The sequence below is a fragment of the Calothrix rhizosoleniae SC01 genome (genome assembly GCF_900185595.1).
In the GTDB taxonomy this organism is placed as follows: Bacteria; Cyanobacteriota; Cyanobacteriia; order Cyanobacteriales; family Nostocaceae; genus Calothrix_A; species Calothrix_A rhizosoleniae.
This window is the reverse complement of sequence record NZ_FYBH01000271.1, coordinates 1-26,262: the sequence shown is the minus strand read 5'-3', so window position 1 is coordinate 26,262 and position 26,262 is coordinate 1. Positions and strand designations below refer to the sequence as shown.

Below are 26,262 nucleotides of genomic sequence, written 5' to 3'. Positions count from 1 at the left end.
CAGCCCAGATGGTACAAAGATTTTAAACTTCAATGGGTAAAATTACCCAATGTTAACCGCAACCGTCCTAATAAGGATGTTGGTCATGAAGTGACTCAAAAGTTTTGGCGGTTGAAAATAGGTATTAGACCTTATGACCTCAGACATGCTTGGGCTATTAGGTCACTCATGGATGGGCTAGATGTGGCGATGGCTGCTCAACAGATGGGGCATTCACTGCAATTGCACACCAAGCTTTACCACAAATGGATACAAGAGCATCATTACCACCAAGCTTATAAACAATATACTCTGCGGTCGCAAAATAATGACCTTTAAGAACATCAGCAGGGCTTATGTCTCAGACGATAATTAGTCCCGTTTTAGTCCAAATTTAGTCCAAATTTAGTCCAAGGCACAATTAAGCCCCTCAGTTTTTGTGAGCTGAGGGGCTGTAATGGTTGTGGTGTATGGATGCCAGGAACGAGACTTGAACTCGTGACACGAGGATTTTCAGGCAGCATGACTAGCTTCACAAACTCTCTTATTGATTAAAAAAATAGCTCAAACGACTGTCATGTAAGGATTGTAGAGTCATAAGTATTACATATGATTATTTACCAGGTAGACCCGAAGACTAACCGTCCTCGTATCTACCCCGACAAATAGGCTGTAGCCCTTTCTATGTAAAGAATTATAGAATCACAGGTTTGAACTATGAGTTTACAGCAGTGCGAACTGACAAGTCAGCGCAAGCTATCGCCATTTACAAAATCGAAAATTGAGATTTGTTTAACTGAATCTGATTGGTCACACCTAATAAAAAAGCTATCGAGAATAACTTTGTCTCTTAAAAGATAAATAACGATTCAAATCTTTATTAGTAGCCATATAAATTGGAATAATGGTGCACAGAACAACCATAATCAAGCTTCCAACTTTGAGAATGATGGAGAGCTTTGAACTGAGTACCACAACCATTGCAATTAGAAGGACAGCCAGCAAACTACAGATACCCATCAAAAGATACTTTGCCCATCTGCGCCCTTGCAAAACAAAGTACATAACTATGATGGTTAGTAAAATGCGTCCAATTGCCCACTTATCACGTGCGATCGCAACCAGTGTTACATCTAGGATACAAAGCAATACAAACAAAGTTATCAATATATTTCGAGATTTTAAGGCAGATAAATCGGGCTGGAGCATAGCTTTTGAATGATGTGTTAATAATCAAATTAAATCCAATCCAGATTGAGAACAGGAGTTTTCCTGGTAGGGGCACACAATCAGTAAGATTATTCAATATTCCCACATATTATGTTTGCTGTGGAAGCAGGCAAAACGCCTGCTACTGGGTGGACAGGCGAAATGCCCATCCACAACAATAAAAAGGTAAAATTAAACATATGGGCTGCGCGATGACCATGCGTAACCAACCCTACCAGAATCAAAGCCATGAGAATAAAAGGTATTAAGCGAGGAAGAACCATAGAAATATTTGAAGAAATAGATATTCCTGATGGTCAAGAAGTTGTGATTTATATGACCAGTGAAAAGTCTAATAAAATAGTCAATGATGAGGGTAATTTTTGGAAAACACTGTTAAATTTTCGCCAGTCAGAAGACTTAGAAACAATGGGAATTGAACCAGAAATTTTTGCAAATGTACGGGATGAATCACCAGGACGCGAGGTAATTTGGTGAGTTGGCGTTTTTTATTAGATACTAATATTCTTTCTGAACCATTACGACCAATCCCAAACTCAAATGTAATGGAAAGGTTGCGACAACATGAAAATGAATGTGTCACAACTACTATTGTTTATCACGAATTACTTTTTGGTTGTTATCGCCTAACAGAATCTAAAAAGCGTCAAACAATCGAAAAATATATAACAGAAATAATTGAACCTAATATACCTCTAATACCATATGATGCTAATGCCGCAAAATGGCACGCCACAGAAAGAGCGCGTTTGGTAAAAATTGGTAGAACACCATCATTTGCAGATGGACAAATTGCTGCGATCGCTAAAGTGAATGACTTGATTATTGTTACCAACAATGTATCAGACTATGCTGATTTTCTCGAACTACAAATTGAAAATTGGTTTGTAAATAAACAATAATTTTTTCTTAATTGCAATAAGTCTGATTGCAATATCACTGTGCCCAACAATCCATTGTTTTCCTAATTGCGATATTTGTCAGGAATAGTAAGGGAATCAATGAGGTATTCTTGCTTGAGTACCTGAATACCGTTGGAGCTAATGTCTCGAAAGCCCCGTGATATCAAACCAGGATACTGTTACCACATTACCACTCGCTGCAATAACCGTGAGTTTCGGCTAACTCGCCATGAATGCCGTCAAGTGTTCCTCTATGCACTGAAAAAAGCGATCGCAAAGTTCAAATTTAAGCTTTATGGTTTGTGTATAATGTCGAACCATATCCACTATTTGCTCGAACCATTGCAGCCAGAAGATTTATCGAAAATCATGCACTGGGTTAATTGGTATACTGCGATGTGTTTTAACCGGATGCTGAACCGAACAGGACACTTTTGGGAAAAAAGATACCATAGCAGTGGCTTTGAGAAGAATGATTATAAAAGGGTATTAAATACCCTGAGATATATTCATGCCAATCCCAAAGCAGCTAATATGCAACAGGGTTACTTTTATGATTTCAGCAACTATGGCACTCATGACAGGTTGACGGATGATGGACTTACCGAATGGCATCCGGCTTTCTTAGGGTTAGGACGGACACTGGAGGAATGTGCAGCGAGGTATCGGGGATTTTGCAAAAAATATAAACCAAAGCCGAAGCCAGAGAGAAGCTACCACTGGGGAAGCAAGCTGTTACCAAAGGTGGTGAAAGGTAAAGGGAAGAAAAGAACTTCACCGGGACAAATGCGACTTCCTTGGGATACATGGGAAGTTATAGATACCGAAGTGAGCGAGGTCGCCGAAAAGTTTGTGATGGCTAATTGCTATGACCCCAAAATAGCGATGCAGTATTTCAATGATGCTTGAGCAAAAAGGTCAGAAGTTTGATTAATTTTGACTTTTGACTTTTGACTCCCTTGTGTTGGGTGGTGTTGTAGTGGTACCAGGTATCGAAATCGCCAAATGCTTATGACTTCGTAGAAATTAAGCCAGAAATAAATATTTATAAAAAACTGAAACGCTTATATGTTACAGTTTACAAGTCGCAGTGCGAGAAAAGAACACGGAGGCCCACTCAGTGTCCCACATACCTAAACGCCCGTAACTAAAATAAGGAAGTCCCCCCTCCAGGCGTGGGTTATTTATAGGGTCTTTATTTAATAGACCATAAAAATCTGAGTAACTCACGAAAGAGCCTCTACCTGCATTATCTTTTTTGTAATTGTACCACCCTACTGCGTTAGCGAAACGCAAATAATTTTGGGTATCCGAGTCATTCCAATCCCCTGGTTTAATACCCAGTCTATTTCCTGTCTTAACCCAAATTTTCTTTTGGACGCTGAAACCAAAATGTCCTTTTGAATTGTTTACCCATAGCTCATCCATTCTTTTCAAGTCAGGACAGGAAAAATTCTTAAGCTTTGGGATATAAAGCCACCCTTCTTTTTCTCTATCAGCAATAAACAGCATAAGTAGCCAGGTTCTGATGTCGGCTGCTCTCCAATCTGGCTTTTCCCTGTTCAAAAAGTTTTCTAGTTCAGCATAAAAGTGCTGTTTGAGAGAATTCCAAACCTCTTGATTACGATTTTTCTCTAACTTAAGTAATCCTCGATGAACTAATTCAATATCGTTAGCTACAAGAATTTTATCCTTGACAAAAGGATTAGTTCCATTGGGATTATTTTTCAGAATTTTATATGCTTCTTGATAAGCTTTTATTGCTTGCTGTGGATATTTCTCAGCGAGTAAATTACCTTCATTACCTTTGACTAATACTTTAATTTGTAATCCTTCATCAGAGCTAATTTTATTTCCTTTCTTGTTTAAATAATACAGACTTTCATCAATCTTCTGTTTGGCTTTATTTGGTTTTTTTAGCTTTTGATATGCTTGGGACATAGAAGCCAATAACATGGCTTGTTTCAGATTATGGTCTTCAACTCTAAAGGATAAACCAGCCTGTCTTAAAGCTTCATCTGAATCAGTGGTGAGATTTTCATTGCGTAACTCTCCGGCTAATTTGGATAGTGCTTGAACAGTTTCAACATCTTTCTTTACAATTTCAAGATCTTTCTGTGCCGAAGCAAGTTGATTTTGTAAGTTTTCTGCTTCTTTCTTAGCATCATCAGCAATTTTTTTTGCCTGTTCAGCTTTACGTTGTTCAGCTTTAGCTTGTTTTTCGGCTTCTATAGCTTTTTGGTTGGCATTATCAGCATTTTGTTGTGCTTGTTGACCTTGTTCCCTTGCTTTTGTCGCTTGTAGATTAGCATCATCAGCCTTTCTTTGGGCATTTTCAGCCTGTTTTCTGGCTACTTTAGCTTTTTGATTAGCGTCATCAGCCTTTATCTGTGCTAGTCTAGCTTTTTCTTGTTCAGATTTCGCCTTTTCCGTGGCTTTTTGTGCTTGTTGTTTAGCAGTATCCGCAGTTTTTTGTAATTGTAGAGTTTGCTGCTGAAAAGCTAAAACTTTCTTCCCCTCTTCTCTAGCTTTAATAGTAAGTAAGTCGGCTTTGACATTCGCCTGTTTAAACATTTCTTGTGCTTTAAATGCTTGCTTTCCTTGTATTGCTGCTAATCCTCCTAAGCTTACTGCTCCCAATAAAGCCAAAATTAAAACAACAGTCCCATTCCTAATCCGTCGTTTCGCTTTAACATTCGCTTGAATCAATACCTGATTTCTCTGTTCTACGGCTTCCCGATCCTTCCTATCCCTCTCTAATTCCGCTTCTTTATTCCTAACAGCTATTTCCTTCTCCTTACTAGCTGCTAAAAACTGTTTATCTTGATAACTTAAATCCTTACCCTTCGCCCATTTCTCTGCACCTGATAAAGTCTTTCCCCGCAAAAGTAGAGATTCATCCCCAGAAGCTACCCAAGCACGAAAAGCTTCCGAATATGGACGCAGATTCTTTAATTGAACCTCAACCCAACTCTGATTAAAAACCTGTTGATAAATGCGATTATAAACCCTTAACTTACCTTCTCTTTTAACAACTAAACCGGATAATCTTAACTCGCTAAATTCAACACTATTACTAGCGATGACTTCTCCCTGTTGTTGAATTTGCTGGTACAATTCCAATAAATACCCCGCTCGTTGTTCATTAGAAAGAATCCTATCCCTAATAGTTCGTAAATGCTCAGGGTCATCCTGAGATTCCCAATTTTCAATAATCTTTGACTTTACCACCTCCTCCACAGAGCGGGGATTATCTTTCTCTGACTCTTCTACCATAAACTTACACAGTTTTTGGGTCAGAAATGGTTGTCCTCCCGTCCAATCTAATATTTCTGTCATTACCCCTTGGGGATGATTAAATCTTCCTTGCAACCCCTCAATTAACGGCTCAACTTCATCAATTTTAAACCCATGTAATTCTATTGCCTCCCCAATATTGAAAGGAGTTTGGCTTTTATTCTTAATCAAATCACCGGGAGTCGCTACCCCCAACAAAGCAAAGGTTAACCGTTGAAAAATGGGATTATCAACCCGTTGATTTTGGAAAAAGCGAATCAGTGCAAAAAAATCATCTAGGGAGAAATCCTGACTCAGTACCTTATCAATTTCATCTACAAAAATGACTATTGATGACTGAATCTTTGCCAGTAATACCTTTTCAATAAACAAACTTAAACACTGCACTGGGGAAAGAATTGTTTGATGTTTCCCCCACCATTCCTGCCAATCAAAATCAAACCTATCCTCTAATTGACAGCTTTCTGATAAGTTGTAAACAATTCCCCCATACCACTGTTCTTGTGTTACTTTCCCAATCCCCGTTAAATCAATCGCAGCACAGACAATCCCTTGCTTTTGTAACCGTTGCATTGTCTGCACCCGCAAGCTAGACTTACCCATCTGCCGGGAGTTGAGGACGTAACAAAATTTACCAGCTAGCAATTTCTGGTAAAACTCCTCGTCTGCTTGTCGCTGCACGTAACTGGGAGCATCAACTTGGAGACTGGCACCTACCTGATAGAAATGGGAACTACTGGCTATCATAATTATTACAATACGCGGCGGAAATAGTCTCGGTATAGTTGACAACGGGGCGTAACATGATTATTCTCTCGCTGTACCAATCCCAAACTGTGTAATTTATAGATTTCCATTGAATCTAATTCAACCCCCGAGTTATCGTTAACTACCCGTTTCAAAGCTGGTACTAAATCCGGTGCATCACGCAAAATATCCAATAAATAACGCAGGTGATGACTATAAATCCCAGCTTCTGTTGTTGCTGACTCTAATAACTTTTTAAAGGTTGTTTTCCTCATCGCCACATCATACATAGCCAAACGCAATAAATAGGGATGTCCTCCTACCATTGTCCTTAATTCTGCTAACAAACTATCCTGAAGATTAATATCATGTCTGGTGGCTAAATCTTCTATTTGTTGCTGATTAAACTCTGCTAATTCTATGGGTATACCCGCATTAAAGGGTGATTGATGGTAATCTAAGGGAATATAAACTTCTGTTGAATGAGCTAACACCAACCGCAGTTGTTTCCAAACTTCGGAAATCTTCCCTTTCTCATGCCAAGAACGCAACATCCCGAAGAAATCTTCCACTACTTCGTTGTAGGGAAATAATCTATCTACTTCATCTAATACTAGTACTAAAGGAGAATTTATTTGTTTTAGTATGTGTTTTCTAAAATAAGCGGTACAGTTATCATTACTACCTAAAAATGAAGTATTCCAAGCATGATCTACTTGATTGTCAAGGTCGAGTTCCAAGGAAACTTTGCTACATAACCAACGGAGAAATTTATCCAGATTGGTAATTACTTCCTTATTCACACCACCCAAATCTAAATATACCCCTTGATAATTCCGCTTGATTCCCTGAGCAACAATCCGCCGAGCTAGAGAAGTTTTACCCATTAACTTTGGTGCTTTAATCCGAATTAAGGCAGCAGGTTTTTCTACTGTTTGGTAACAAAGAGATTCAATCCCATTCCGTTCTATATAAAAAGGAGAATCAAGGGGTACAGAACCATCAGGATATTCCAATGACTGCATAGAAATCTGATTTATTTTAGGTTCCTTATTCTGTGGCTGGGGGTCTAAAACTTCTTGTTTGATAACATCCAAAATTATTCCATTTCTTGCCCGCATATAAAGCACTGGTGTGGCAAAGTCTCGCCTATCAAGTCCCACTTCCATAGAAATTGCATTGCGGGTTGTCTGGATGGCTGCATCTACCGGGTAGCCGAGGGCTAGGGTGCGGTAAAATTCATCTGCAAAAATCTTAGCTGTATTATCAAATATGGGATATTGCATGGCGACTACTGCGGGTATTCCCCGACGCACCAAATTTGGCGCTGTACCTGCAAATACTTGGTTGTCAGATACCGTTGCACCACCACAGGAATTAAGAATAATTAACCCTAAACTGTTGTTACCTAAAAAGAAATTGGTGAATCTTTCATCATCCAATAAATTAGCTGTGCCATCTTGATTTACAAGGGCAATGTAGCCTTTATCATGATTAAATTCACCGTGCCCAATAAAATGAAACACATTGTAAGTCTTTTCTCTCAGCTTTTGGTTAATGTTGCGGATAGTTGCCTCTTGTAATATATCTAACTCTATTTGTCCCGCTTTTATGTGTTTCCCTAGTGCCTCTTTAATTAGCTTCTCTTCCCCTGCTACATCCAATTTGGCTAAGTTACTAGGGCTAGAGATGACTACTAGAACCCTCAGGGGTAAACTAGCGGCTTTTATATCCCGTTTTTGTAGGGGAACATCAATATAGCGAGAGAGTACTGTTTGGGTGTTGTTTCCGAGAAAGGTGTTGGTTTGTTTATCGTAGAGAAATTCCCAAGGAAGGACAGCTAATTGGGGAGATTCAAATATTAACCGCAAGCGGACGCTGTGATTATTTGCTTGTGCTCCTGCGATCGCTGCTTGGAATCGAGCATTAATTTGGTCGGGGAAAAGTGCTTGGTATAGTTCGTAACCCAGCCCTTTGAGTAATTCACCATCTTCTATCCGGTTAATTAATCTTAATGTCTGCTTGGTTCTATCCATATCCAAGCGTAATTCACCCTTTACCTCACCTTGCTCTGATGAAGCACGAATCTGCTGATTCTGGTTCACTAATATTTGAAAATCCTGGTAACTCATTGGACTTTAATACAGATTAATTTTTGTCATCAGAAGATGGCGGGTATTCGTTAGTTTTTAACCATTGCTCAATTAGTTCCGTTACCACTTGGCTCATCTTGCGTCCCCGCAAGGCGCAAGCAGCATGGAACCGTTTCTTAAGGTCATCGGCAATGCTAATGTGCATTATCTTTGATTTAATAGGGGTTTTATAGTTAATTGTACTGAAACAAACCTACAAAAGTACAGAATCCAATTCCGGAGGATTTCCCATCTATGGACTATGGGTAAACCTGTAATTGTAAGGATGAGGTGAAATCTGTGTTTGGGTTTGTTTGAACCGAGGAGCAAAACTCCTCGGTTCACCACTGGTAACTGATAACTGATAACTGTTAGCGCAGCTCCTCCGTAGGAGGCTAACTGTTAAAAAGGTGGCTTGGGTCTATCTTCCCTCTGCATTAACCTTTCAAACGCTTGCTGATAATGCTTTTCAGTAATCCAATGGTGGTAAGTATCATGATGCACCTTCAAACTATGCCCCATCATCTGTGCAGCCAATGACACATCCAGCCCAAACAGTAGTGAGCGAATCGCCCAAGCATGACGCAAATCATATGCGGTAAATGGTAATTCCATTCGACGAAAAGCTTGGCTAACAGTGTTTCCCAGCCCATCATTAGAATGTTTAGCATTAGACCGACTTGGGGGTAAAACTATATTGTTCAATTCAAAGTAACTAAACCACTCCGGGTAAATAGGATACACACGACGAAAGCCCGTCTTTCCTTCATAAACGCTAATAATAGTCTCTCCCCTGGCGATATCATCATAATTTAAATGAAATAATTCGTGGTTACGTAATCCGTAAGTAGCTAGCATCGCCACACACCATTTCCACCTTGGATAAGTGACAGCGTTTATTTCCTTAGCTATGACCTTGTCACTGGGGATATTTCGGGGTTTTACCAATTTGGGGCTATATTTCCCCGTCCATTGACTCAAATCAATCTCGATTCCAGCAAATCTGGCTAAGGCTTTGAAACAGGTACAACAACGTTGGCGTACCCTACTATCGGGGGGAGTATTCAGGACAACTTGCTCAATCGCCTTGGCTGTTAACTCCTTGTCCCAATCCAGTTTGCGAAAAGTTGCAAGGTAGTCTTTTTTCCAGGTTAGTAAACTGGCGTTGGTTTGTTTCCTGCGATTAAAGTAGAATTGTTCAAAATCACTAATCCAGTCTCCAGCATTTTTTGTCTGGATTTTGATAAACTTCTCATTGGTATACGAATCTAGTAATTGGGGTACATTCTTTTGGTAAGCAGCCCATGAGAATGTACCTGCATTTATTTGAGCCGCAATAATAATTGCTTCGGCTTCAATTTGCATCAACCCGTCGCTGGTGGCAGGTGTACCCAAACGTAAATCTTGACGGGTAAATTTACCCATACCGGATTTTGGTGGGAGTAATCCCCGCAAAAAAAGTAGTTCACCTCGCTTATTAATTCTTAATGTTATATTTTGTGCCTTCAATCTTTGGTTGGCAGCAGATATCAAATCATCAATCATCCCCAACCTTGCGCTTCACCTTCTTGCAATAATTCCTGTAAAAATTCCTTGCCCTTGTCCCAATTCCTCCCTCCCATTTTCAGCACGTTCTCAATGATGAAAGTTTCCGGCACTTCCGCTAGTAGTAAAGCCCTTATAGCTAGATATAACTGCTGCTTGGAAGTGGAAGTTTCAACTTCATTTTTACCAGAAGGCTCATTGTACAAGTGTTCCAGGGACTTCCGTTCCTCCGCCTCCACTTCCGGGGTGGAAGTCCCGTAAATCTCGTGCAATGCTTGCTGCTGGGTATGTGCTTCCAAGGCTAATTGCAGCTGCTCAATCTCTAAATTCATGGCAGCAATTGCACCATTGCGAGCAGTAATTTTAATCAACTTGCGGGACTGGTGAATAGATTCGACTGCACAGCCAAGGGCAAGGCAGTAACACACAGCCTTACCCAAATTACCCACAGGGGAAAGTGCCAATAACCAAAGGCACAATGCACCACCTAAAAGGGAATTTTGTTTTACCCAATCAACCATGAAGTGATTCCCCCGAGAGCGATCGCAAATGCAATGGCGATTAAAATGGCGTAGTAGTCCTTCAACTCCAATTTGAGGAATTGGGCTACTGCATCATCTGTTAACCATGCCAGCGCCCACAGCACCAATAAAATGACGTAAATGATACGTACAGGACTAGCTAGGACGGGATGTAAAAACCCCATCCACGCCAGGGCAGATGAGGCAATACACCCAGTCAGAAAATAGCTACTCAGGTGTATGAATTTCGCCATTAGTAAGATTCCCTAATCCTTTGTTGCAGTTGTTGGATACGTTGCTCGGCTACAGCTTCCGCCCGTTGCAGGGATTCGCTCATATGTGTGTATGCGGGGCGTTGTCCGTGCAGCTTCCTTGCTAGTCGGGCATTAGACCTTACTTTTGTTAGTTCCCCGTCTGCTACTACTCCCAAATACTTTTTATGTGCCTTGTGTACAGTTGCATCCGCCTGTTCTATCTTTTCAAGGCTTTGCATTGCTTTGACTGATTGCCTTGCACCTTGGGTTTTATCTTTGGCTAGTTCCCTGAGCATATCGGCTTCATCTTTGGTGACGTATCCCGGCTCGTGCAACACAGGTACACTGCGGATACTTGACCAATTACCAGGAGTTGAGGGATTAACCACCCCTAAACCAGTGGGGGCAAGTACTTTGTTTCTATCAATGGCGTGGCCGCCACCAATATTGCTGACAACTTTGGTTACTTTAGATAAAATTCCCATGATTAGTATCCACAAATAGATTGACGAATTTTTGATAATTTCTGGGCTTGAGTCCTTAACTCTTGCATCTGCTGATAGTTAGCTGATTGGTGAATGCTAATGGCACCAATCGCTAACCCGATAATGAAAGTCCCGACACAAAATAAGATGTATGGGGATGGTGATTTCTCCGGCGGGGGAGGTGATGGTTGCACCTGGGGGCGCAAATATCCCGTAAATGGGATTACTTTGTCTTCAGTCGCCATCAGGCTCTAACCTCACATATTGGGGTAATAATGCCGTGGTTCCTTGGTTGATTGCCTGGTCTACTGCTTGCTGAACTATCTGCCGTTCCTCATCCGAGGGATTAGCCATCATTAGTTGAATCCGGCGTAAGGTTCGCAGGGGTAATTGTTGAAAATAGTAATGAGCTAATTGCTTGGAACCCGCATCTAATAAAGGCTCTAGAATGTCATCCAAATATGAAGCCCCTGGGCTTTCATCTGCGGTTCCCCGTTGCTGGCGTAATGTGGCTAGTCCGGCTTCTGTCCACATTTTGCGCCCGGATTTTTCAACGATGATGTCTACGTCGATGGTGAAAGCTCCGGGGCGACGGGACATCCATGAACGGATGGTGCCTTCTGGTATTCCTGTCTGTTCAGCAGCTTCCCCGGTGGTAAAAAGGTCTTGTGCCATAATGTAGTTACTTTTTGTGCCGTCCCGCATGAAAAGCGTTTTTATACCTGTAATCATTGCGATCGCTCTTATTGCACCGAAGAAAGTGGCGATCGCTTTTTAGTTTTTGGGGTAGGTTTCCCGAATTTCTGGTGGTTGTAAGCATGGAAATAAATCCACCAGGTTCCCGCTTATTTTCGGTTTGGCAATCTCTGTATGGAGATTTTCGCTGACTCTACTCACTCCTTCACAGCAATTGGTATAAATTCTGTCAATCACTTCTCTTAGGTCGTCTGGCAGGTTGTTAATAAATTCCCGTCCGGCATCATCCATTCCCCGTCGCCAGAACATGCCTAACTGCATGGATGCTAATTCATCAAGTCCATGAGCCATGAATTGCCCATCTGGGAAGCCTACTTCTGTGTTTGTATCCTGTGTCATAATTGTTTTTCGGTCTTATAGTGCCTTTGCAATCGCTTTTCAGCTTTTTTCGCTTTTAGACATGAAATACCGCCACATATCTAATGCTGAAGAGTTCGTTTGTGGGAATTTTAGGGGTTCCCCGGAACCTACTTGATATATACGGAACAAGCCATCACTTTTAACAATACGAGTGACGTATTCCAGCTCTATAACCCCTTCCTCATCTCCGTAGATGTAATGGAAATATTTAGATGCCATAATCTCTATCCTTTATTCAGTTGCAGCCATTTTGCGGATAACTCCCAAGGTTGCTTTACAATCTCCCAAGGCTGAATGGTCGCCACCGGGTAGTTTCTGCCTCTGGTAATTATCAAAATAATCATTCCATTCCCCTACCCACTGGGCATACCAAAGCATTGCATCGTGAATGCTGCCACCATTGGTAAATATGCGGCATTGTCTCCTATCGCTTGTGGGAAATGCTAGCTGAATACCATGTGGTTTTAGGGATTGCTTGATAAACCGCAAGTCAAATTCAGCATTGTAAATCACTAAATCGTTGCTCCTAATCCTCCTCATCAGGTGTAGGAATACTTGGTCAAATGTTGGAGCATCTTTTACATGGTCGTTGGTAATTCCATGTATTGCTAATGCTTCGGCGCTAATAGGTACGGTAGGCTGTACATATGTTTGCCATCCTTGAGGTAATTCCGGAGTGATGACAGATATCTGACATATTTCGTCTCTATTATCTAATCCGGTGGTTTCTGTATCTAAAATGCACCATTTATCCTTATTGAGTAAGGCTTTCGCCCAATTTTGGGCTTTTGTTTGGTCATCGAGCTGAATCATTTCTCACCCCCTCGAATGGGGTTGTTTGCTCCGAAGAGATAATTTTTACACCATCATTGATGGTAAGGTTAAAAGATGCCTCTTCTGAACCAGAGAAGCTGTCCTCAACAATGATTTCAAGGGAAACTTGCACCTTGCATCCAGGAAATCGATCGCTTCTTGTCAATTTTTTAAAACTTTCCGTGGCGCTTAGTTCTTGTTGTAATTCCCCGGCGGTAAGTGCCAGGGCTGCATAGTCTTTAGGTTGTAATTTAATCACTCACTCTTACTCCTATTATTTTGAATTTAAACAGACTTCATTTACGTAGTATTCGTTGAAACATTCTTGAACCGCCATAATTGCATCAGCTAATGAAACATCGCATCTCTGTGCATAGCCACTTTGAAGCATCTGCCTGTATTCGGGCGATTTTTTTAATGATTCAAGTTCCTCTTGAACGGCTTCTAATCTGTCAGCGAATTTACTTTCTTCCATAGGCTTATAAGTATAATTAAATTCTCGTGTGAAAGAATTATGGGGATATGCAACGCCGGCGCATGGCGCTGCATTTTTATTTATGTGATCGCTCATGTCTCCCTCAGCAGTTCGTTGTTCTCCGGGCTGCTATCTCCGGATATTTAGGGAGTTATGCAACTTTCACATATGGAGCGCCTAGGTTGTCTGGTAACTCGTGGATGTTCAAATTTAAAGGTTCTAGCACCTCTTTATGAAACTTTTTCATTTGAGGGAAGGTAAAAGTTATATCACTCCGTCCCGATTCCCATCGGTATACGGAGGTAACTGTTACACCCAGCTTGACTGCAAAATCTTGCTGAGTAAGCCCTAGAGCCTCTCTTAGCTGTTTTATAGAACTCACGCCCTCAACAAATTGAACGTTTTCGTTTATCATCGTACATGACAACCTTACAAGATGTACAGACAACTTGCAAGGTTTCTCCTAAATACAACTGTTTAGGCGGTAGAGCCTGACAACTAAACCGCCTAACCTCTAGTATCTAATCCCTTGCAGCATACAAAAAACATCCCTTGCAGGAAGCAAGGGGTGATGCTGCGGGGCTAATTATCTCAATTGAGTGCAATACAGTACAAGGGGGTGATTACCATCTACAGTCTTTGTATATAAAGGATTTCAACCCCGTGGTTACAGATGTGACCGTATTGCACTGATGTGATGGGAGGGGAGAGCGATCGCACCAGTTAACAAATAGGAAACATGAAAATACAGCTAGTTAGACTTCTTAAGAATTGCCACTTCTGGATGTGGTCAGCAGTGCATTGTGGTGTAGAGTTCCCAAACTTTGAAATGTCCTCTGCGAGCAATTGCAGTATTGGAGCCTTCATTGATGCATGTAAGCGAATCCATATTTTATTTATTTTTGCGATGCCAACGTTTTTCATTAGAACCGATGAATCAGCATATTCCAAATATAAAAAAGCTTTCAAAATACAGGAATCCCAACATTTTTTCTATGCCTGTGATTTTTCTGACGTTCCTTTCTAAAGGAAAACCTTCTCTAAACAAAAAAATACTCACCCTAGTAAACAAGAGCAAGTAAAAAAGGTCAAAAATTATGAATAAAACAAGAATGTTGAAAATGCTTTTTATCGAAGCATTAATTAATATTATTCTAGCATACTTTGGAGGGTTGAAATGATAGCTGTACCCTCCTATGAACCATCATTCCGGCACAATGGTAATGACATACCTCCACCTAGTAACATTGAAGCAGAAGAGGCGATTTTAGGAGGTATAGTATTAGACCCCTACGCCATAGATATTGTTTCCCACCGTCTCAGACCGGAACACTTCTACATTCCTGCTCATCAGAACATTTACCGGGCTTGTTTAAAGCTATCAAAAAGTGGTAAAAAAACAGACCTGTTGCAATTAACTAGCTTTTTAGCTGACAAAAAGATACTTACAAAAGTAGGTGGTCAAAACAAATTAGCGGAACTAGTTGACCGCACAGTGTCAGCAGTAAATATAGATGCATTGGCAACCCTAGTAATTGATAAATATACCAGAAGGATATTAATCAAACTAGGCGGTGATATCAAGGAAGTTGCTGCATCAAGTGAGTTTGAGTTGGAAGAAATCATGTCAATGCTGGCAGAAAAAACCAGCAAATTGATTACCACTCCCCACGGTCAAAGTAAGGAAGAAGCACTACACAATAAATATGAAAGAGTGCTAGAGCAAGTCACCGAGCTATTTACTACAATTCCCAACCCCTCATATCGGCACTTCCGATTAAAAACTTTGGCTGACGACTACGGTTACACTACCCATTTTTTAGAACATTTGTACTTAAAATCCTTGGTAAGTCAATGCAGTGCGTTGCTAACCTACGAGGAATTGAAAGCATTAGGAGGTTCTGAGGTTAGAGAATGGCTGATGAACGGATTAATTCCCAAAGCCAGCACCATCCTGTTAGCAGCAGATGGGGGTATAGGAAAGACAAAATTCGTTTATAGCTTGGCGAAAATATTAATTGAGGGGTCAGACTTCGGGGATTTTGTAACCACTGGTGAAAAACGGAAGATTCTTTACTATCAAGGGGATGAGTCACCGGGGGATATGACCCAAGCCCTAGAGACAATGGGGTACTCAAAGTCAGACATTAATAAATATGTCCGTGTCCGGTTCGGTTGGAGTTGTGAAAATATGCCCGTCTTGCTGCAAGACTTACAAGAATTTCAGCCAGACTTTGTGATGATTGACTCACTCAGTACAGCCAATAAATTTTCCATGTACCGCGAAAGTGACATGGAATATGCTCGTCCATTAATTGAGATGGCAGGATTCGCCACCAAATTTAAAACCACATTCTTAATTGTTCACCACACCAACCGGGCAGGGGACACCAGGGGGACAACCGCAATCAGGAATGCTGTGAGTGAAGTTTGGAAGATTACCAAAGATAACACCGTGTTTGGTACACCCAATGACCGGATACTAGAAATTGATAAATCCCGTTCCCGGTCATCTGGTAAAAAGTACCGCTTGATGTTCGACCCGGAAGAATTAAGTTTTACTTTCCTTAGTGAAGATGGGGTTGATAACTCTAGTCAATCAACTAGAGACATGATAAAAGATTTCCTTTCTAGCCACAGAAACACCAAGTACACAAGCGAAGAGATAGCGCATTACACCAATTCGTCTCGTTATACAGCCAAAAGACTTTTAAACGAGATGGCAGGGGATGGATTAATTTCAGCCCAAAGAAAGCCAGGACGTACAACTTTATACTATTTAAGTGCTGAGTATGATGAATCACCCGGTTCACCTCCGGATTCACCCCCCGATATCGGCTCAAACTTAGACACAGCAAGACCAAACAACGTTGTAGCATTAATCACCCAGTCCACCTCCGGATTCACCCCCCAGTCCACCCTAGAATCCACATATACCGTCGATACAGCCGAAGGTGATCGGGTAGACCCTCAAAATGAAACCAAAAAGAAAAATGACGAAAATATTTTTTCTAGTTGCGAAAATGGCGATCACCCGATCACCTTCGCTGGTAACGTTGACTGTGAGGAAGTTTCAGGGTGGACTGCCCTACCTGAAACACAGGGTGATCGCCCCCCCGAAAATCACCAGTCCACCCCCCTTATTGACAATGCAAATTTACATAACTTAACTACCGTTACAAAAACGGAATTTGACCCCATTCGTATAGTAAATGACACGCCTTTGGGCAAAATACGTGTTATCGCCACCATGCTAGATAGGAATGAATGGAATTTAGAGATAATCCCTCCCGTGGGTGAAAACCTTACTAAAAAGATAAAAGCTAACACCCCTGAAGATGTGAAAAAGAAGATAAAACGCCGAGTACAGGAATGGTACAAAAAAGCAGAAAAGCCTTTTAAGGTAGGCGATACAGTTCAATACATCGGCAATTATCGTCCTTATGTTAGGCGCAAAAAATTGACCATCTTTCAAATTGATTTCACGGGGGTATGGGTTAGAGATAGTCAAGATTTCCCATTGGGTTCCTTCAACTTTGATGAATTGGTCGCTATGGAGTAGCTTCGGGCATTAATTGCCCAAGATAGCCACCCACACCAACCTTAGCCAAGTCTCCAAACACCGCTCTAAATTGGGTATCAGAGATAGCTATGGCTCCAGTACCCACTACCAGCAAAAGGACAACCACATCTTTAATATTTGGCTTTCTAGGATTCATCAGCTGTAAATCACAAAAAGTTTATCTATTTCTTGCTAGGAAGGTGTGCCCAACCATGATTTCTGCCACTGTAGGATAGCCGTTGTAGCAAGTCATAACTGTAATGAAGGTTGGCACCAGATTTATTTACATAACCCGATGAGAAGTACTCGCCCCAAGGGTCATTAACCCACCATCCCTTATGGTCATATCCCCGAATAACTATGATGTGACCAAAGCTAGTAAACTTTCCAGAATAAATGACTGGATTACCTTTGGCTAAATGTTCCTTAATCCTTGACCAAGGGCATTCGGTGTAAAAGGTATTGTTTACGCCATAAAGATGGAATAACTTGTTTAAGTCGCTGTGGTAATGCCTTCTCCATCCGTTTTCCTTAAGCTTGAGAAATAATTCATCCTCAAGCTGTGGCTTCGTGGTTTGTTTAATTCCAAAGTACTGCAAGCACATGGCTACAGAAGTAATATTGCAAGTTCCACTGGGGCGATATTCATTATCACGCTGGCTAAGATAAGGCACCTTTAAATTGACCCCCGAAGTCGGTGTGGAGGATTCAATTTTTAGCAGTGCTTGAGCTGTGGTTTGACCCAAATAATTCAACTGGTCTAAATAACTTGCTTGCTTAAATTGGTGAAAGGCTTTCATTGTGATGGGGCCAACCTTACCGTCGATGGTTCCGCTCAGATAACCACCTTTTACCAAACATGCTTGTACAGCTTTGGCTAATTCTGGAGAAGCGTCCCGAAGCAGTACTTTCCCACGAAAGTTCTTTAATAAATCTGCATTGCTGCTCATTTTGAGAAAATCTGTTTTTAAGTGTGTGTTGGGTTACCAATAACACTAAAACTAACCGATAGGCACTGATAAGACTTCAGAGAATTTAGGGGTTATTTATGTAATGTTTTTTAGAAATAACCAGTATTAACCCTGATAATTATGGCGTAATCTTCTCAAATACTAAAAGCTATAGGTAAAATCAGTGACTATACCAATTAGTTAAAGTCAACTGCAAATTACATGGCTGCTGTAACAGACATTACATGGCAACAGTTAGAAACAGCATCAGGGTTAAGCTTAATTTCCTCCGATGCTTCCGGACTAATAATCAAAATCTCCGCCCTAACAGGAAATAACACAACGGACAAAAATACCAGTGGGGTGATAGAAGCTTTATTCAAACTGAGGGATTCTGCATCAACAGCACAAGAATCAGCCAACGACGGAAAAGCAATTGGTGAACGTTTAGCCAGCTTTCCCCCATCTAGTAGTGGTACAGCCGTGGATGGGTACGTAATTCAAACAGGACAAATAGTAGCGAAAACTCCTTTATCTACTAGTGGATTAGGAGGAATCAATAATTAGAAGGCAGGAGGCAGGAGGCAGAGGGCAGGAGGAAGGAAAAGGTAGGAGGAATCAATAATTAATGACAGCAAAAGGGGCATTTCGTAACGTTAATATCTTGCATGAATTTAACCCTAGTAATCCGGGAATGACTGAACTTTATACCCCCGGTTTCCTAGCTCCATATGATATTGAATCAGGCTTAAAATACAGTGCTTTTATTACTTCTTTAAGGCTAACAATTGATATCACCAGTATTCCCGAACTAGCAGTAGTAACAAGTGATTTACTTGCCTCAGATGACACGATTATAGACAACACGAAAGAGACATTTCAAGGTAATGCCAAAAAGGCTATTACTTTTTACTTAAAAACTAGCGTTACTCCTTTAATCAAAATTGCAGACATCTTTTTATTCAACCAAAGACCTTACTATTACATAGACTTAATAGACTACTTCACATCAGCAGCAACATTTGACATGGCACCGGATGCTGTAATTGCTGCTCAACAAACAGATGTAGGCTATGGATTCCTTCAGGCAACTGATAGGGTTCTCCTGATTGGTAGTGCAGTAGAAGAAGCACCAAAATATGAACCAGCAGCAATTATTCAAAACATTACAAACAATTACAGTAGTGGGAATAACCCAACATTAGAGGAGGTTGACGAGGTGCCATTACCAGAAGAAGTAAGAACCCTAGCAGGGGATAATGATTATGTATTTATGCTTGCCAACGATGGCACAGCATACAAAATTTTGAAAACAGACTTATTCGCTGAAATTATTAATTTAATTCCCCCAACGACCGCATCACCTCCAACATTATCTGGTAGTTCAGTTTGTCAGGAAGAATGTTCTATCGGAGGTAAAGCTTTTCAAAGTAATACAACACAAACTATCAGCCTCAGAATCACAGTTAAGCCTGGTTTAAACATCTCCTATGGTACAGACTCTATCCAAGTACATAGATGGAGTCAAGAACCTAATCCAGAATCTGAAGGTAGAGAATTTTTAACAGCAATGTCATCTTTTGGTAGTGAGATTAATGTCACTTTAGATGATGCTTATCCCTACTTTTCTATATCTGCAAGGAATGGAGATATGGAAAACTTTTATGACACTTGTTGTTTCATAGTGAATGAAAATAATGTTGAAATTGTTGGATTTTATTAACCTCTTGCCTCCTGCCTCCTTCAAGACACTTGTTGCTTTACTGTGAATGAAAATAATGTTGAAATTGTTGGATTTGATTAATCAGATAGCAGCCTTTTTGGTTGGATTAATAATTTTTCATTTCATGGATGAACAAGAGTATCTTACCCTTTTTAAAAGGCTGGAATTGGGGGTATGTTTTTTCTGCCGTAAAAAGTACAAATCCACAGGGGATGATTATTTTTTCAAACAAGCTAAACAAGAATTTAATCATTCCAAAGTGTTCGCTAGTATTGTTGACCCAGATTCTAAATATCGCTTCCCCAATGAAACCTATACAGTTAGAGAAGATACACTTGGACATTATTCTGTTGACGGCATTAGCAAAAGATATCTTGCGACTCGCTTCTTTTTTGCAGGAAAGAGTGCAGAGGAATTTGATTTAGATAATTCCTTGGCTTTTATGGGAGTCTTGGAAAAATTTCAGTATCTAGTTTATTCAGAAGTAATGAAATTCATCCCCCAAGAATATTATAGATATTTAGAAAGTATTACCAATGAAGAGAAAGAACATTCTGATATCTTATTGGGTAAGGTAGAGCAAAGTTTACTAATTATAAAATGGAATCTAAAATTACTTATTTCTCTACCCTTATTACTAATTGATTTATTAATATTACAATTAAACAGATGAGTTTATTATTAGAGAAAAAAACAACTTCATCCAACGTGGAAGTAGTGGGATTTACTCGCCAAAAAGAAAGGGTGAATAGTAGTAGTGTCCCAGACAGAATTAGACCAAGAAACTTACCTCCAATTCAAGCCAATATCCGTACTAACGGTACAGTCAGGACGGTTGAATTAACCCCAGTTAAACCATCTTCAACTACCCCTCGCGTTAGAAGTCCATCCATGTTAAGCCGTGATACTAGCGTTAAAGCCACAGGGTTAACCCAAAAATCCCCTTCAGTAACCGTTGGTACTTCCCGGCTTAGGACTAGCAGCCAAATCCCTCGTCAATCATTAAGTGTCAGATTGGCATTAACTGGATTAGATGGAGGGAATCCAATGATTGTAGGAGGGATTGTTAATGATAGAGATTATCGATTTATGCTTGGTGGATTAATTGATGGTTTCACTGGCAGACAAACTTTTTTAGAGTCTACCCTGCAACATACGATTAGGGAAAGAGGGGCATATAAATGGGGCTATGGAATCACAGATAATGTGAGATTAGCAACGGTACAAACTGTTAGAGACATAGAACAACAACGGCGTAGATTTTGGGAGAATCGCCCTACTTTTGAAATTCCTCAAATTAAATTACCATCATTTGAATTTCCAGAAATAAAGCTCCCCGAAATCAAGCTACCAGAGCTACCAGAACTACCAAAGCTTGACATTAGATTGCCACAACTAAAACCAATTCCCACCACTCCTAAAATAAATATTAGGAAACCAGAGAAAACTGAACTTGAAAAGATAAGAGAGATTGATACACCCGCTTGTGGGGGGTATATTTTTGACGCGGCAGTGGTTTATTTTTATCCCGAGCCTCCCTATCATGACGATGAGGGAGTTTTTGTTCGTCCTTTTCAGCGAGCTTCTATAAAAGATTTCCTCCAAGCTCTTAACGATGGAACCCCATATCCTTCTAATTTTACGGATCTTCAGAGCTTATTCTCCTGGGAGGCAGGGGGGTATCATGAAAGATATCTCCCTGACTACGATTGCAGGGTAAATACTACTAGAGGTCGTCTGATTAATGCAGATGGCAGTACAGATTATCTGAAATATCCCAGATACGGGGGATATGGACTTTATATACAAGGTTATAGTAACTCGAAAATAGCTTCAGCCTTGGACTTTTTACAGCTCTCTCCTGAACCAGTTAGATTTTTTACTTTCAGACCTAGCAAAGAAGGTTGTTATATTCGCAACATTCCTAATATAGAACCACCCTCAATACCAAAGGAGAAATGCTGTATGTCTTGTTCAAGAGAAACACAACAAATCGATTATAGACTGATTAAAAAAATCGTCACTGATACAATCAAAGAACAATCATTCTCTTTGGATGTGCCATTAGTAAGTTGTGAACAGGATGAGGATGGAAATTGGCAACCAAAAATAACAAACAAAACACTTGAGTTCTTCGCCCCAACTCGTTTAATGGCTCAACAACAAGCAGAAATTCACCATGAAAATGCAAGGAATGCTAGTGAGTTATGTTTAGCTAAAAATGGCATTGATAATGAGCAATGTGTAGCCGCTATTCCCCTACATTGGCAATTACGTCCGGAAGGTAATAGACCACAATTAATTATCCAATTTGGAGAAGATTTAGGTAATAACAAAATCGGAGCGCCCTGCTACCCAATAACCATCCCCCATTACAAAGGGGAAAAGCTAACACAAAGTCCTGTACCTGCATACACTAAGGGAAGTTGGGAGGAAATATTAGTTTTAACTGACAATAGCAAGGTAACAGTCAACGCCCTCAATGATAAAGAAGCTAATAAGGTGATAAATGCAATTTTACCTTTGATAAAGCCCGAATTCGCAACAGGTAGTTATCGTAAAGGTGGTTTTATTCGAGGTGGTGAGCCGATAAAAGAGTCAAAAGTTATACCGAAATTAGCCAAGTATTTCTCTACGGGACAGAAAAAGAATTTACCAGATTGGATCGCTAAATTGTATTAGAGAGATCCAAAAAATAAAATGCCCAGCCCTATCAAATATATTTTTGGTAAACCCAATAATTGGTGGGCGTTCCGCCTCCCAGGCGGAACGTGAGGGCTGGGCATTTTATTACTGGTAAGTCACTTAGAACCTATAAATGAACGAAATTTTAGATAGGGTTTCTAACTGTATCAAAAAAAGCATTCCCCACACTCCCCACACCTCCCACACTTTTTATGACTGATAAAAGACCAGCACTTAGTAATTACTGGAGAGCAGCAAATCAACTTGAGAATTTGATTACTCCCGAAGAATACGCCAAGCGTAATTATTGTCACCCTCACACCGTGAGAAAATATGCTCGCTGTGGTCGAATTGCAGGTATAAAAATTGGTGGTAGGTGGTATGTAGTAAGTGTCGTGCATTAAAAATGCAATGAGAAATAATTTCCACCACCAATTAGGGAAATCCAAGAAATAAATTACCCAATTTTTGTCACCTAAATGACTTTCCCTCCCCCTGCTCCCTGCCCCCTGCCCCCTGCCTCCTATCTCCTATTGACCCTTAAGGCTCAACAAACCATTTGTATGGTTTATCTAGGCTTTACCTGGTTGACTGGGTTAGTTTGGTTGCAGATTGTACAAATACAGGATTGATAGCGAATGACAGCTTTTAACCCCGGAACAGATGGGACTTTAATTTCAACAACTTACGAAGCCGCTTTCATAGAAGCTGCTCAAAGGCTGCAAGATGCAGAAGCAGGTACAGACGTAGACAATATTTCAGTCAACTATTTTACCGGAGACAACACCGTTCAAGTAAACGGAACTTTCCCGATGACCCAGTCTGTGGGAACAAATGGACAACCCAGCTTTGGCACCACTGAATTTGTTACCACTACTTTTGCCAATGGCGGTGGTGATTTAAAGTCAACTAATTTACCTAATGCTGTTCTAGAACTAGCTCAACAATTGCAAATTAAAGAAAAGGCACAAACAGGAGCAGAGGATAAGGTGCAGGTAACTTATACTACTGAGACTGGATTGATTGCAATTGCGGCTGAACTAAATGTTGCTTACTCTGTAAACCAAACAGATGGAAGTACTAAAATCACAACTTCTACTTATTTAGACTAGTTAACTTAACTAGTACTTATTTAGCGTAGTTAACTCAACAAGTAGGAGATAAAAATAATGGCTGAGAATAAAGTAAATGGTGAAAATCCTTTAGGAAAAGATGGGGCACCTGGTGGCGCTTCTGAAACTGATGTAAAAGCATATGTTACATGGCAAGTAAAAAGTACTAAACATACATTTTCCGCACCAAAGGACAAATATTCTGACCTTGCTGGTACTTTAGGTCTGATTGACGTAGAAAACAATGATGGGCAGAAAGAAAAGGGCTTAAAACTTGCTCAAGGTTCTGGTTATATTTATCTATCTGTAAAAGTCAAAGGTGGTGGTACTTTAAAAGTTGTTTGCGACCCGGATCATGTTGGTAAGGCTTTAAAAGAAGGTGTTAGCAAAAAGATTTACGGTAAAGACATTGACAATGTTTACGTCCCCAAACGTCGTGTCTTTGTCTGATGACCGATTTTGATTTAAGTACGTGGGATTTTTCTGTTAGACGCACATATAAAGGCAAGCCTGTTGGTGCTCATAACTGGGAACAAATCCCTGTGCAATCTATATTTATTAAACAGCCTTTATCTGTGGTCAAAATTCAAAATAGGTGTGCTCCTCCACGATGGAGATATGCTAGTACCTTAACTGTATTTGCGAATCAGATAAAGTTGTTTTCAAAACGTATTTATTTAAATGAGTTAACTCTAATTGAAATAGACAAACAACACAATCGTTATCAGTTAGATTTTTGGTTTCCTTGGTATCATGCGGAGATTAAGCTAGAGGTTTGGCAGAAACCGCGAGAACAAGATTGTGATATCTGTAAAACTTTAAATCGGATTGAACAGAAGGTAACTGATATCTCTGATTACGGTAGGGTCTAAAGGAGGCAGGGGGCAGGAGGCAGGAGGCAGGAGGGAAGAGAAAATTTCACCACCAAGGATGAAAATAACTCTAACCGACTTCCGACTTCCGACTCCTGACTCCCGATTCCCCACTCCCTATTTTCAAACTAGTCCCTTATGTACGTTTGTACACAACCAAGAATGAAAAACTTTCTTTCCTCCTGCCTCCTGTCCTCTGCCTCCTGCCTTGCCCGAAGGGCTGATAACTGAAAAAGTGGTTTGGATTCATTTTAGACGTTTACGATTACAAAAAGAATGGGTTGTACTACCTGAAATTAGTTCTGAAATCTTCCGTGTTTCTCATACACCAATAGCAGATTTTAAAGACAAATATTTAAAGGCTGCAATCGCTATTGGGGTTGAGGATAATGGTAAGTTCAGCCCCTATAAACCTCAGCTGTTAACCTACAGTAATGAACCAGAAATCATCCCCCTAGAGGGATTCCCAGCACGAGTTGGTATACCTCGTTTAGCTATTAAAAGGTTGGATGATTCCCCTGTTCATTGGGATGTGCTAATTGAGGAGTTGCCAGAAACTAATGCTCAAGACAATTTGGTTGATGAAATTATAAAAGCAATTATGACTTTATTTGATTTAGATTCTATTAATAGCAACTCAGGTTGTGGAGATAATGTACAGTTAATCCCTTATAAGAGAACTGTTGAGTGTAACAGGAATGTACCTATTTTATTGGTGCCAGAAAGACCAAAAAGGCGAGCTTTAACTATCAAAAATCATGGGGTCAAAGATTTAATTTTGGGGCGTTCTGCTGTTGTTGATGACACAACCGGAGAGATTACAGATATTGGAGAAAGATTTGAGCAGATACCGGGTAGGAAGGGTTATGATTTTCCTTCTCCGCAGGGCTGTATTTACAAGGGGAATGTATATGTACTTCCTAAGTTTGATGGTGTAGTGGAGGTTGTGGAGTGGAGGAAAGAGGTTATTGAACCTTCCGGCGAGGCGGAAGCCAGAGGGCATGAAAGTTAATCTAAAGGACTTTCTCGAAATAGGGCTTGCTGCGATCGCATTATTTATACAGATTTAAATGAATACTTCTGATGCAAACTGGATTCAGTTCCTTGGTTTTGCCCTTGCGGCTATAACACCCATCTGTGGTGCCATTCTTTGGCACGTGAACAGTGAGAAGAAGAAATATGGAGCCCAACGGGATTTTAACCACCTACGCCGCAATATTGAACAGCTAACAACCAGTATTTCCTACCAAACTGGGGAGTTAGAAAAACAATTCGAGAAACTAGAAAGAGACATCTTAGACATCAAAATGTATTTAAACATGAAGTCATTAAGCGATCGCTCTAAGGGTCATGATTAATTTTGAGGTAAATCTGAGGTAAATTCTGGCGTACCTCAAAAAGGCTAAAAGCTACTAACAGCAGGATAAGTAGAGTTAATCAATTAGCTCATTTTGAGGTATTTTTGAGGTAAATCTGAGGTAAATGGGGTTTATTGAAAAAATTTTCAATAAGAAAAAACCCCCGAAACCCTTGATATGACTGGATGCCAGGAACGAGACTTGAACTCGTGACACGAGGATTTTCAGTCCTCTGCTCTACCAACTGAGCTATCCCGGCATTTTGTTTTCAACCACGATTAAACAATATAGCAAACCTTTAACAATTAAGCAAATATTTGATCAAAATTTCTCAGATTTTCTTGATCGCTACCTTCCAAAAATCTACAGTTGAGCGAATCTGCATTCCCAAGTCTGCTTCCTTGATGTTCAGAAAATAAATGCTACGATTACTTACCCTGTTTGCATTTTGAATTACGGGGTTACCAAACCCCTAAACCCTTTCATTCACCCCACCCGGATTTT

General features: G+C 40.3%; 31 protein-coding genes, 1 tRNA gene and 1 pseudogene. 15 read left to right on the top strand and 18 right to left on the bottom strand.

Translation table 11 applies throughout. From position 1 onward, the window contains the following. Positions 1–318: pseudogene (locus CALSC_RS26555) on the top strand (site-specific integrase); the annotation flags it as partial. Positions 319–807: 489 nt separating this feature from the next. Here the strand turns inward: CALSC_RS26555 and CALSC_RS16280 are convergent. After that, positions 808–1,188 carry a hypothetical protein gene (locus CALSC_RS16280; RefSeq protein WP_088242362.1) on the bottom strand — a complete coding sequence of 127 codons (381 nt, stop codon included), beginning with the start codon at positions 1,186–1,188 and terminating at the stop codon, positions 808–810. Between the two features lie 249 nt (positions 1,189–1,437). Between CALSC_RS16280 and CALSC_RS16275 the strand changes: the two genes are divergently transcribed. The 3 genes from CALSC_RS16275 to CALSC_RS16265 all read left to right on the top strand — a co-directional run bounded on the left by CALSC_RS16275 (position 1,438) and on the right by CALSC_RS16265 (position 3,020). Further along, positions 1,438–1,686 carry a hypothetical protein gene (locus CALSC_RS16275; RefSeq protein WP_088242361.1) on the top strand — a complete coding sequence of 83 codons (249 nt, stop codon included), beginning with the start codon at positions 1,438–1,440 and terminating at the stop codon, positions 1,684–1,686. Continuing rightward, on the top strand, positions 1,683–2,111 hold the full coding sequence (locus tag CALSC_RS16270; RefSeq protein ID WP_088242360.1) for a type II toxin-antitoxin system VapC family toxin: 429 nt from the start codon (positions 1,683–1,685) through the stop codon (positions 2,109–2,111). Before CALSC_RS16275 ends, CALSC_RS16270 begins: the two co-directional genes overlap by 4 nt. Positions 2,112–2,252: 141 nt before the next feature. After that, on the top strand, positions 2,253–3,020 hold the full coding sequence (locus CALSC_RS16265) for a transposase (RefSeq protein WP_088242359.1): 768 nt from the start codon (positions 2,253–2,255) through the stop codon (positions 3,018–3,020). Positions 3,021–3,182: 162 nt separating this feature from the next. On the opposite strand, the gene CALSC_RS16260 is transcribed toward CALSC_RS16265, so the two are convergent. From CALSC_RS16260 to CALSC_RS16190, 14 genes are all read right to left on the bottom strand, one after another. Beyond that, positions 3,183–6,155 carry an AAA-like domain-containing protein gene (locus CALSC_RS16260; protein ID WP_088242358.1) on the bottom strand — a complete coding sequence of 991 codons (2,973 nt, stop codon included), beginning with the start codon at positions 6,153–6,155 and terminating at the stop codon, positions 3,183–3,185. Between the two features lie 5 nt (positions 6,156–6,160). Next, entirely contained in the window at positions 6,161–8,287 is a 2,127-nt protein-coding gene (locus CALSC_RS16255; RefSeq protein ID WP_088242357.1) for an AAA-like domain-containing protein, read from the bottom strand. A gap of 16 nt (positions 8,288–8,303) precedes the next feature. Further along, complete coding sequence (locus CALSC_RS16250) at positions 8,304–8,453, bottom strand: plasmid partition protein ParG (protein WP_088242356.1); 150 nt, start codon at positions 8,451–8,453, stop codon at positions 8,304–8,306. Positions 8,454–8,689: 236 nt separating this feature from the next. Next, complete coding sequence (locus CALSC_RS16245) at positions 8,690–9,832, bottom strand: site-specific integrase (protein ID WP_088242355.1); 1,143 nt, start codon at positions 9,830–9,832, stop codon at positions 8,690–8,692. Then, on the bottom strand, positions 9,829–10,353 hold the full coding sequence (locus CALSC_RS16240; RefSeq protein WP_235006813.1) for a hypothetical protein: 525 nt from the start codon (positions 10,351–10,353) through the stop codon (positions 9,829–9,831). Before CALSC_RS16240 ends, CALSC_RS16245 begins: the two co-directional genes overlap by 4 nt. Continuing rightward, entirely contained in the window at positions 10,338–10,607 is a 270-nt protein-coding gene (locus CALSC_RS16235) for a hypothetical protein (RefSeq protein WP_088242354.1), read from the bottom strand. Before CALSC_RS16235 ends, CALSC_RS16240 begins: the two co-directional genes overlap by 16 nt. Then, positions 10,607–11,092 carry a hypothetical protein gene (locus CALSC_RS16230; protein ID WP_088242353.1) on the bottom strand — a complete coding sequence of 162 codons (486 nt, stop codon included), beginning with the start codon at positions 11,090–11,092 and terminating at the stop codon, positions 10,607–10,609. The genes CALSC_RS16235 and CALSC_RS16230 overlap by 1 nt, the downstream gene beginning before the upstream one ends. Positions 11,093–11,094: 2 nt before the next feature. After that, entirely contained in the window at positions 11,095–11,337 is a 243-nt protein-coding gene (locus CALSC_RS16225; protein ID WP_088242352.1) for a hypothetical protein, read from the bottom strand. Next, positions 11,327–11,767, bottom strand: a complete 441-nt coding sequence (locus CALSC_RS16220; protein WP_088242351.1) for a hypothetical protein — start codon at positions 11,765–11,767, stop codon at positions 11,327–11,329. Before CALSC_RS16220 ends, CALSC_RS16225 begins: the two co-directional genes overlap by 11 nt. Before the next feature lie 99 nt (positions 11,768–11,866). Then, a complete protein-coding gene (locus CALSC_RS16215) occupies positions 11,867–12,187 on the bottom strand; it encodes a hypothetical protein (RefSeq protein ID WP_088242350.1) in 321 nt (106 codons plus the stop codon). Between the two features lie 252 nt (positions 12,188–12,439). After that, positions 12,440–13,021 carry a 3'-5' exonuclease gene (locus CALSC_RS16205; RefSeq protein WP_088242348.1) on the bottom strand — a complete coding sequence of 194 codons (582 nt, stop codon included), beginning with the start codon at positions 13,019–13,021 and terminating at the stop codon, positions 12,440–12,442. Continuing rightward, complete coding sequence (locus CALSC_RS16200; RefSeq protein ID WP_088242347.1) at positions 13,005–13,280, bottom strand: hypothetical protein; 276 nt, start codon at positions 13,278–13,280, stop codon at positions 13,005–13,007. Before CALSC_RS16200 ends, CALSC_RS16205 begins: the two co-directional genes overlap by 17 nt. A 15-nt stretch (positions 13,281–13,295) precedes the next feature. Continuing rightward, complete coding sequence (locus tag CALSC_RS16195) at positions 13,296–13,592, bottom strand: hypothetical protein (RefSeq protein ID WP_088242346.1); 297 nt, start codon at positions 13,590–13,592, stop codon at positions 13,296–13,298. A gap of 55 nt (positions 13,593–13,647) precedes the next feature. Then, positions 13,648–13,878, bottom strand: a complete 231-nt coding sequence (locus CALSC_RS16190; protein ID WP_235006812.1) for a helix-turn-helix domain-containing protein — start codon at positions 13,876–13,878, stop codon at positions 13,648–13,650. Between the two features lie 795 nt (positions 13,879–14,673). Between CALSC_RS16190 and CALSC_RS16180 the strand changes: the two genes are divergently transcribed. Beyond that, positions 14,674–17,058: a DnaB-like helicase N-terminal domain-containing protein gene (locus CALSC_RS16180; RefSeq protein WP_088242343.1), complete on the top strand. Its 2,385-nt coding sequence runs from the start codon at positions 14,674–14,676 to the stop codon at positions 17,056–17,058. On the opposite strand, the gene CALSC_RS26550 is transcribed toward CALSC_RS16180, so the two are convergent. Then, the gene (locus tag CALSC_RS26550) at positions 17,048–17,215 is read right to left on the bottom strand and encodes a hypothetical protein (protein ID WP_159460635.1); all 168 of its coding nucleotides are present in this window, start codon (positions 17,213–17,215) and stop codon (positions 17,048–17,050) included. The two genes, CALSC_RS16180 and CALSC_RS26550, sit on opposite strands and share 11 nt — an antisense overlap. A gap of 25 nt (positions 17,216–17,240) precedes the next feature. Beyond that, positions 17,241–18,008 (bottom strand): C39 family peptidase, encoded by a 768-nt coding sequence (locus CALSC_RS16175; RefSeq protein WP_088242342.1) that lies wholly within the window; start codon positions 18,006–18,008, stop codon positions 17,241–17,243. 222 nt (positions 18,009–18,230) lie between these two features. Here CALSC_RS16175 and CALSC_RS16170 point away from each other — a divergent pair, with 222 nt between their 5' ends. The 10 genes from CALSC_RS16170 to CALSC_RS16130 all read left to right on the top strand — a co-directional run bounded on the left by CALSC_RS16170 (position 18,231) and on the right by CALSC_RS16130 (position 25,758). After that, positions 18,231–18,575, top strand: coding sequence for a hypothetical protein (locus CALSC_RS16170; RefSeq protein WP_088242341.1), 345 nt, complete (start codon positions 18,231–18,233; stop codon positions 18,573–18,575). A 61-nt stretch (positions 18,576–18,636) separates the two neighbouring features. Beyond that, positions 18,637–19,731 (top strand): hypothetical protein, encoded by a 1,095-nt coding sequence (locus tag CALSC_RS16165; RefSeq protein WP_088242340.1) that lies wholly within the window; start codon positions 18,637–18,639, stop codon positions 19,729–19,731. Between the two features lie 67 nt (positions 19,732–19,798). Beyond that, positions 19,799–20,404: a hypothetical protein gene (locus CALSC_RS16160; protein WP_143288276.1), complete on the top strand. Its 606-nt coding sequence runs from the start codon at positions 19,799–19,801 to the stop codon at positions 20,402–20,404. Beyond that, entirely contained in the window at positions 20,401–22,413 is a 2,013-nt protein-coding gene (locus tag CALSC_RS16155) for a hypothetical protein (protein ID WP_088242338.1), read from the top strand. The genes CALSC_RS16160 and CALSC_RS16155 overlap by 4 nt, the downstream gene beginning before the upstream one ends. A 215-nt stretch (positions 22,414–22,628) precedes the next feature. Beyond that, positions 22,629–22,820, top strand: coding sequence for a helix-turn-helix domain-containing protein (locus CALSC_RS25980; protein ID WP_143288275.1), 192 nt, complete (start codon positions 22,629–22,631; stop codon positions 22,818–22,820). 234 nt (positions 22,821–23,054) lie between these two features. Beyond that, positions 23,055–23,528: a hypothetical protein gene (locus tag CALSC_RS16150; protein ID WP_088242337.1), complete on the top strand. Its 474-nt coding sequence runs from the start codon at positions 23,055–23,057 to the stop codon at positions 23,526–23,528. A 57-nt stretch (positions 23,529–23,585) separates the two neighbouring features. Beyond that, a complete protein-coding gene (locus CALSC_RS16145) occupies positions 23,586–23,978 on the top strand; it encodes a hypothetical protein (RefSeq protein WP_088242336.1) in 393 nt (130 codons plus the stop codon). Continuing rightward, on the top strand, positions 23,978–24,400 hold the full coding sequence (locus tag CALSC_RS16140) for a hypothetical protein (RefSeq protein WP_088242335.1): 423 nt from the start codon (positions 23,978–23,980) through the stop codon (positions 24,398–24,400). The genes CALSC_RS16145 and CALSC_RS16140 overlap by 1 nt, the downstream gene beginning before the upstream one ends. Positions 24,401–24,635: 235 nt before the next feature. After that, positions 24,636–25,412, top strand: coding sequence for a hypothetical protein (locus tag CALSC_RS16135; protein WP_088242334.1), 777 nt, complete (start codon positions 24,636–24,638; stop codon positions 25,410–25,412). 58 nt (positions 25,413–25,470) lie between these two features. Continuing rightward, on the top strand, positions 25,471–25,758 hold the full coding sequence (locus tag CALSC_RS16130) for a hypothetical protein (RefSeq protein WP_088242333.1): 288 nt from the start codon (positions 25,471–25,473) through the stop codon (positions 25,756–25,758). 186 nt (positions 25,759–25,944) lie between these two features. Here CALSC_RS16130 and CALSC_RS16125 read toward each other — a convergent pair. Further along, positions 25,945–26,017 (bottom strand) — tRNA-Phe (locus tag CALSC_RS16125). Between the last annotated feature and the right edge of the window lie 245 nt (positions 26,018–26,262).

Coding starts and splice junctions, on each gene's coding strand:
- CALSC_RS16205 (WP_088242348.1), bottom strand. CDS start 13,021: ATGATTCAGCTCGATGACCAAACAAAAGCCCAAAATTGGGCGAAAGCC.
- CALSC_RS16170 (WP_088242341.1), top strand. CDS start 18,231: ATGGCTGCTGTAACAGACATTACATGGCAACAGTTAGAAACAGCATCA.
- CALSC_RS16235 (WP_088242354.1), bottom strand. CDS start 10,607: ATGGCGAAATTCATACACCTGAGTAGCTATTTTCTGACTGGGTGTATT.
- CALSC_RS16130 (WP_088242333.1), top strand. CDS start 25,471: ATGAATACTTCTGATGCAAACTGGATTCAGTTCCTTGGTTTTGCCCTT.
- CALSC_RS16265 (WP_088242359.1), top strand. CDS start 2,253: ATGTCTCGAAAGCCCCGTGATATCAAACCAGGATACTGTTACCACATT.
- CALSC_RS25980 (WP_143288275.1), top strand. CDS start 22,629: ATGACTGATAAAAGACCAGCACTTAGTAATTACTGGAGAGCAGCAAAT.
- CALSC_RS16260 (WP_088242358.1), bottom strand. CDS start 6,155: ATGATAGCCAGTAGTTCCCATTTCTATCAGGTAGGTGCCAGTCTCCAA.
- CALSC_RS16250 (WP_088242356.1), bottom strand. CDS start 8,453: ATGCACATTAGCATTGCCGATGACCTTAAGAAACGGTTCCATGCTGCT.
- CALSC_RS16255 (WP_088242357.1), bottom strand. CDS start 8,287: ATGAGTTACCAGGATTTTCAAATATTAGTGAACCAGAATCAGCAGATT.
- CALSC_RS16145 (WP_088242336.1), top strand. CDS start 23,586: ATGGCTGAGAATAAAGTAAATGGTGAAAATCCTTTAGGAAAAGATGGG.
- CALSC_RS16215 (WP_088242350.1), bottom strand. CDS start 12,187: ATGACACAGGATACAAACACAGAAGTAGGCTTCCCAGATGGGCAATTC.
- CALSC_RS16245 (WP_088242355.1), bottom strand. CDS start 9,832: ATGATTGATGATTTGATATCTGCTGCCAACCAAAGATTGAAGGCACAA.
- CALSC_RS16165 (WP_088242340.1), top strand. CDS start 18,637: ATGACAGCAAAAGGGGCATTTCGTAACGTTAATATCTTGCATGAATTT.
- CALSC_RS16275 (WP_088242361.1), top strand. CDS start 1,438: ATGAGAATAAAAGGTATTAAGCGAGGAAGAACCATAGAAATATTTGAA.
- CALSC_RS16150 (WP_088242337.1), top strand. CDS start 23,055: ATGACAGCTTTTAACCCCGGAACAGATGGGACTTTAATTTCAACAACT.
- CALSC_RS16155 (WP_088242338.1), top strand. CDS start 20,401: ATGAGTTTATTATTAGAGAAAAAAACAACTTCATCCAACGTGGAAGTA.
- CALSC_RS16195 (WP_088242346.1), bottom strand. CDS start 13,592: ATGAGCGATCACATAAATAAAAATGCAGCGCCATGCGCCGGCGTTGCA.
- CALSC_RS16175 (WP_088242342.1), bottom strand. CDS start 18,008: ATGAGCAGCAATGCAGATTTATTAAAGAACTTTCGTGGGAAAGTACTG.
- CALSC_RS16280 (WP_088242362.1), bottom strand. CDS start 1,188: ATGCTCCAGCCCGATTTATCTGCCTTAAAATCTCGAAATATATTGATA.
- CALSC_RS16225 (WP_088242352.1), bottom strand. CDS start 11,337: ATGGCGACTGAAGACAAAGTAATCCCATTTACGGGATATTTGCGCCCC.
- CALSC_RS16220 (WP_088242351.1), bottom strand. CDS start 11,767: ATGGCACAAGACCTTTTTACCACCGGGGAAGCTGCTGAACAGACAGGA.
- CALSC_RS16140 (WP_088242335.1), top strand. CDS start 23,978: ATGACCGATTTTGATTTAAGTACGTGGGATTTTTCTGTTAGACGCACA.
- CALSC_RS16240 (WP_235006813.1), bottom strand. CDS start 10,353: ATGGTTGATTGGGTAAAACAAAATTCCCTTTTAGGTGGTGCATTGTGC.
- CALSC_RS26550 (WP_159460635.1), bottom strand. CDS start 17,215: ATGAATCCTAGAAAGCCAAATATTAAAGATGTGGTTGTCCTTTTGCTG.
- CALSC_RS16180 (WP_088242343.1), top strand. CDS start 14,674: ATGATAGCTGTACCCTCCTATGAACCATCATTCCGGCACAATGGTAAT.
- CALSC_RS16230 (WP_088242353.1), bottom strand. CDS start 11,092: ATGGGAATTTTATCTAAAGTAACCAAAGTTGTCAGCAATATTGGTGGC.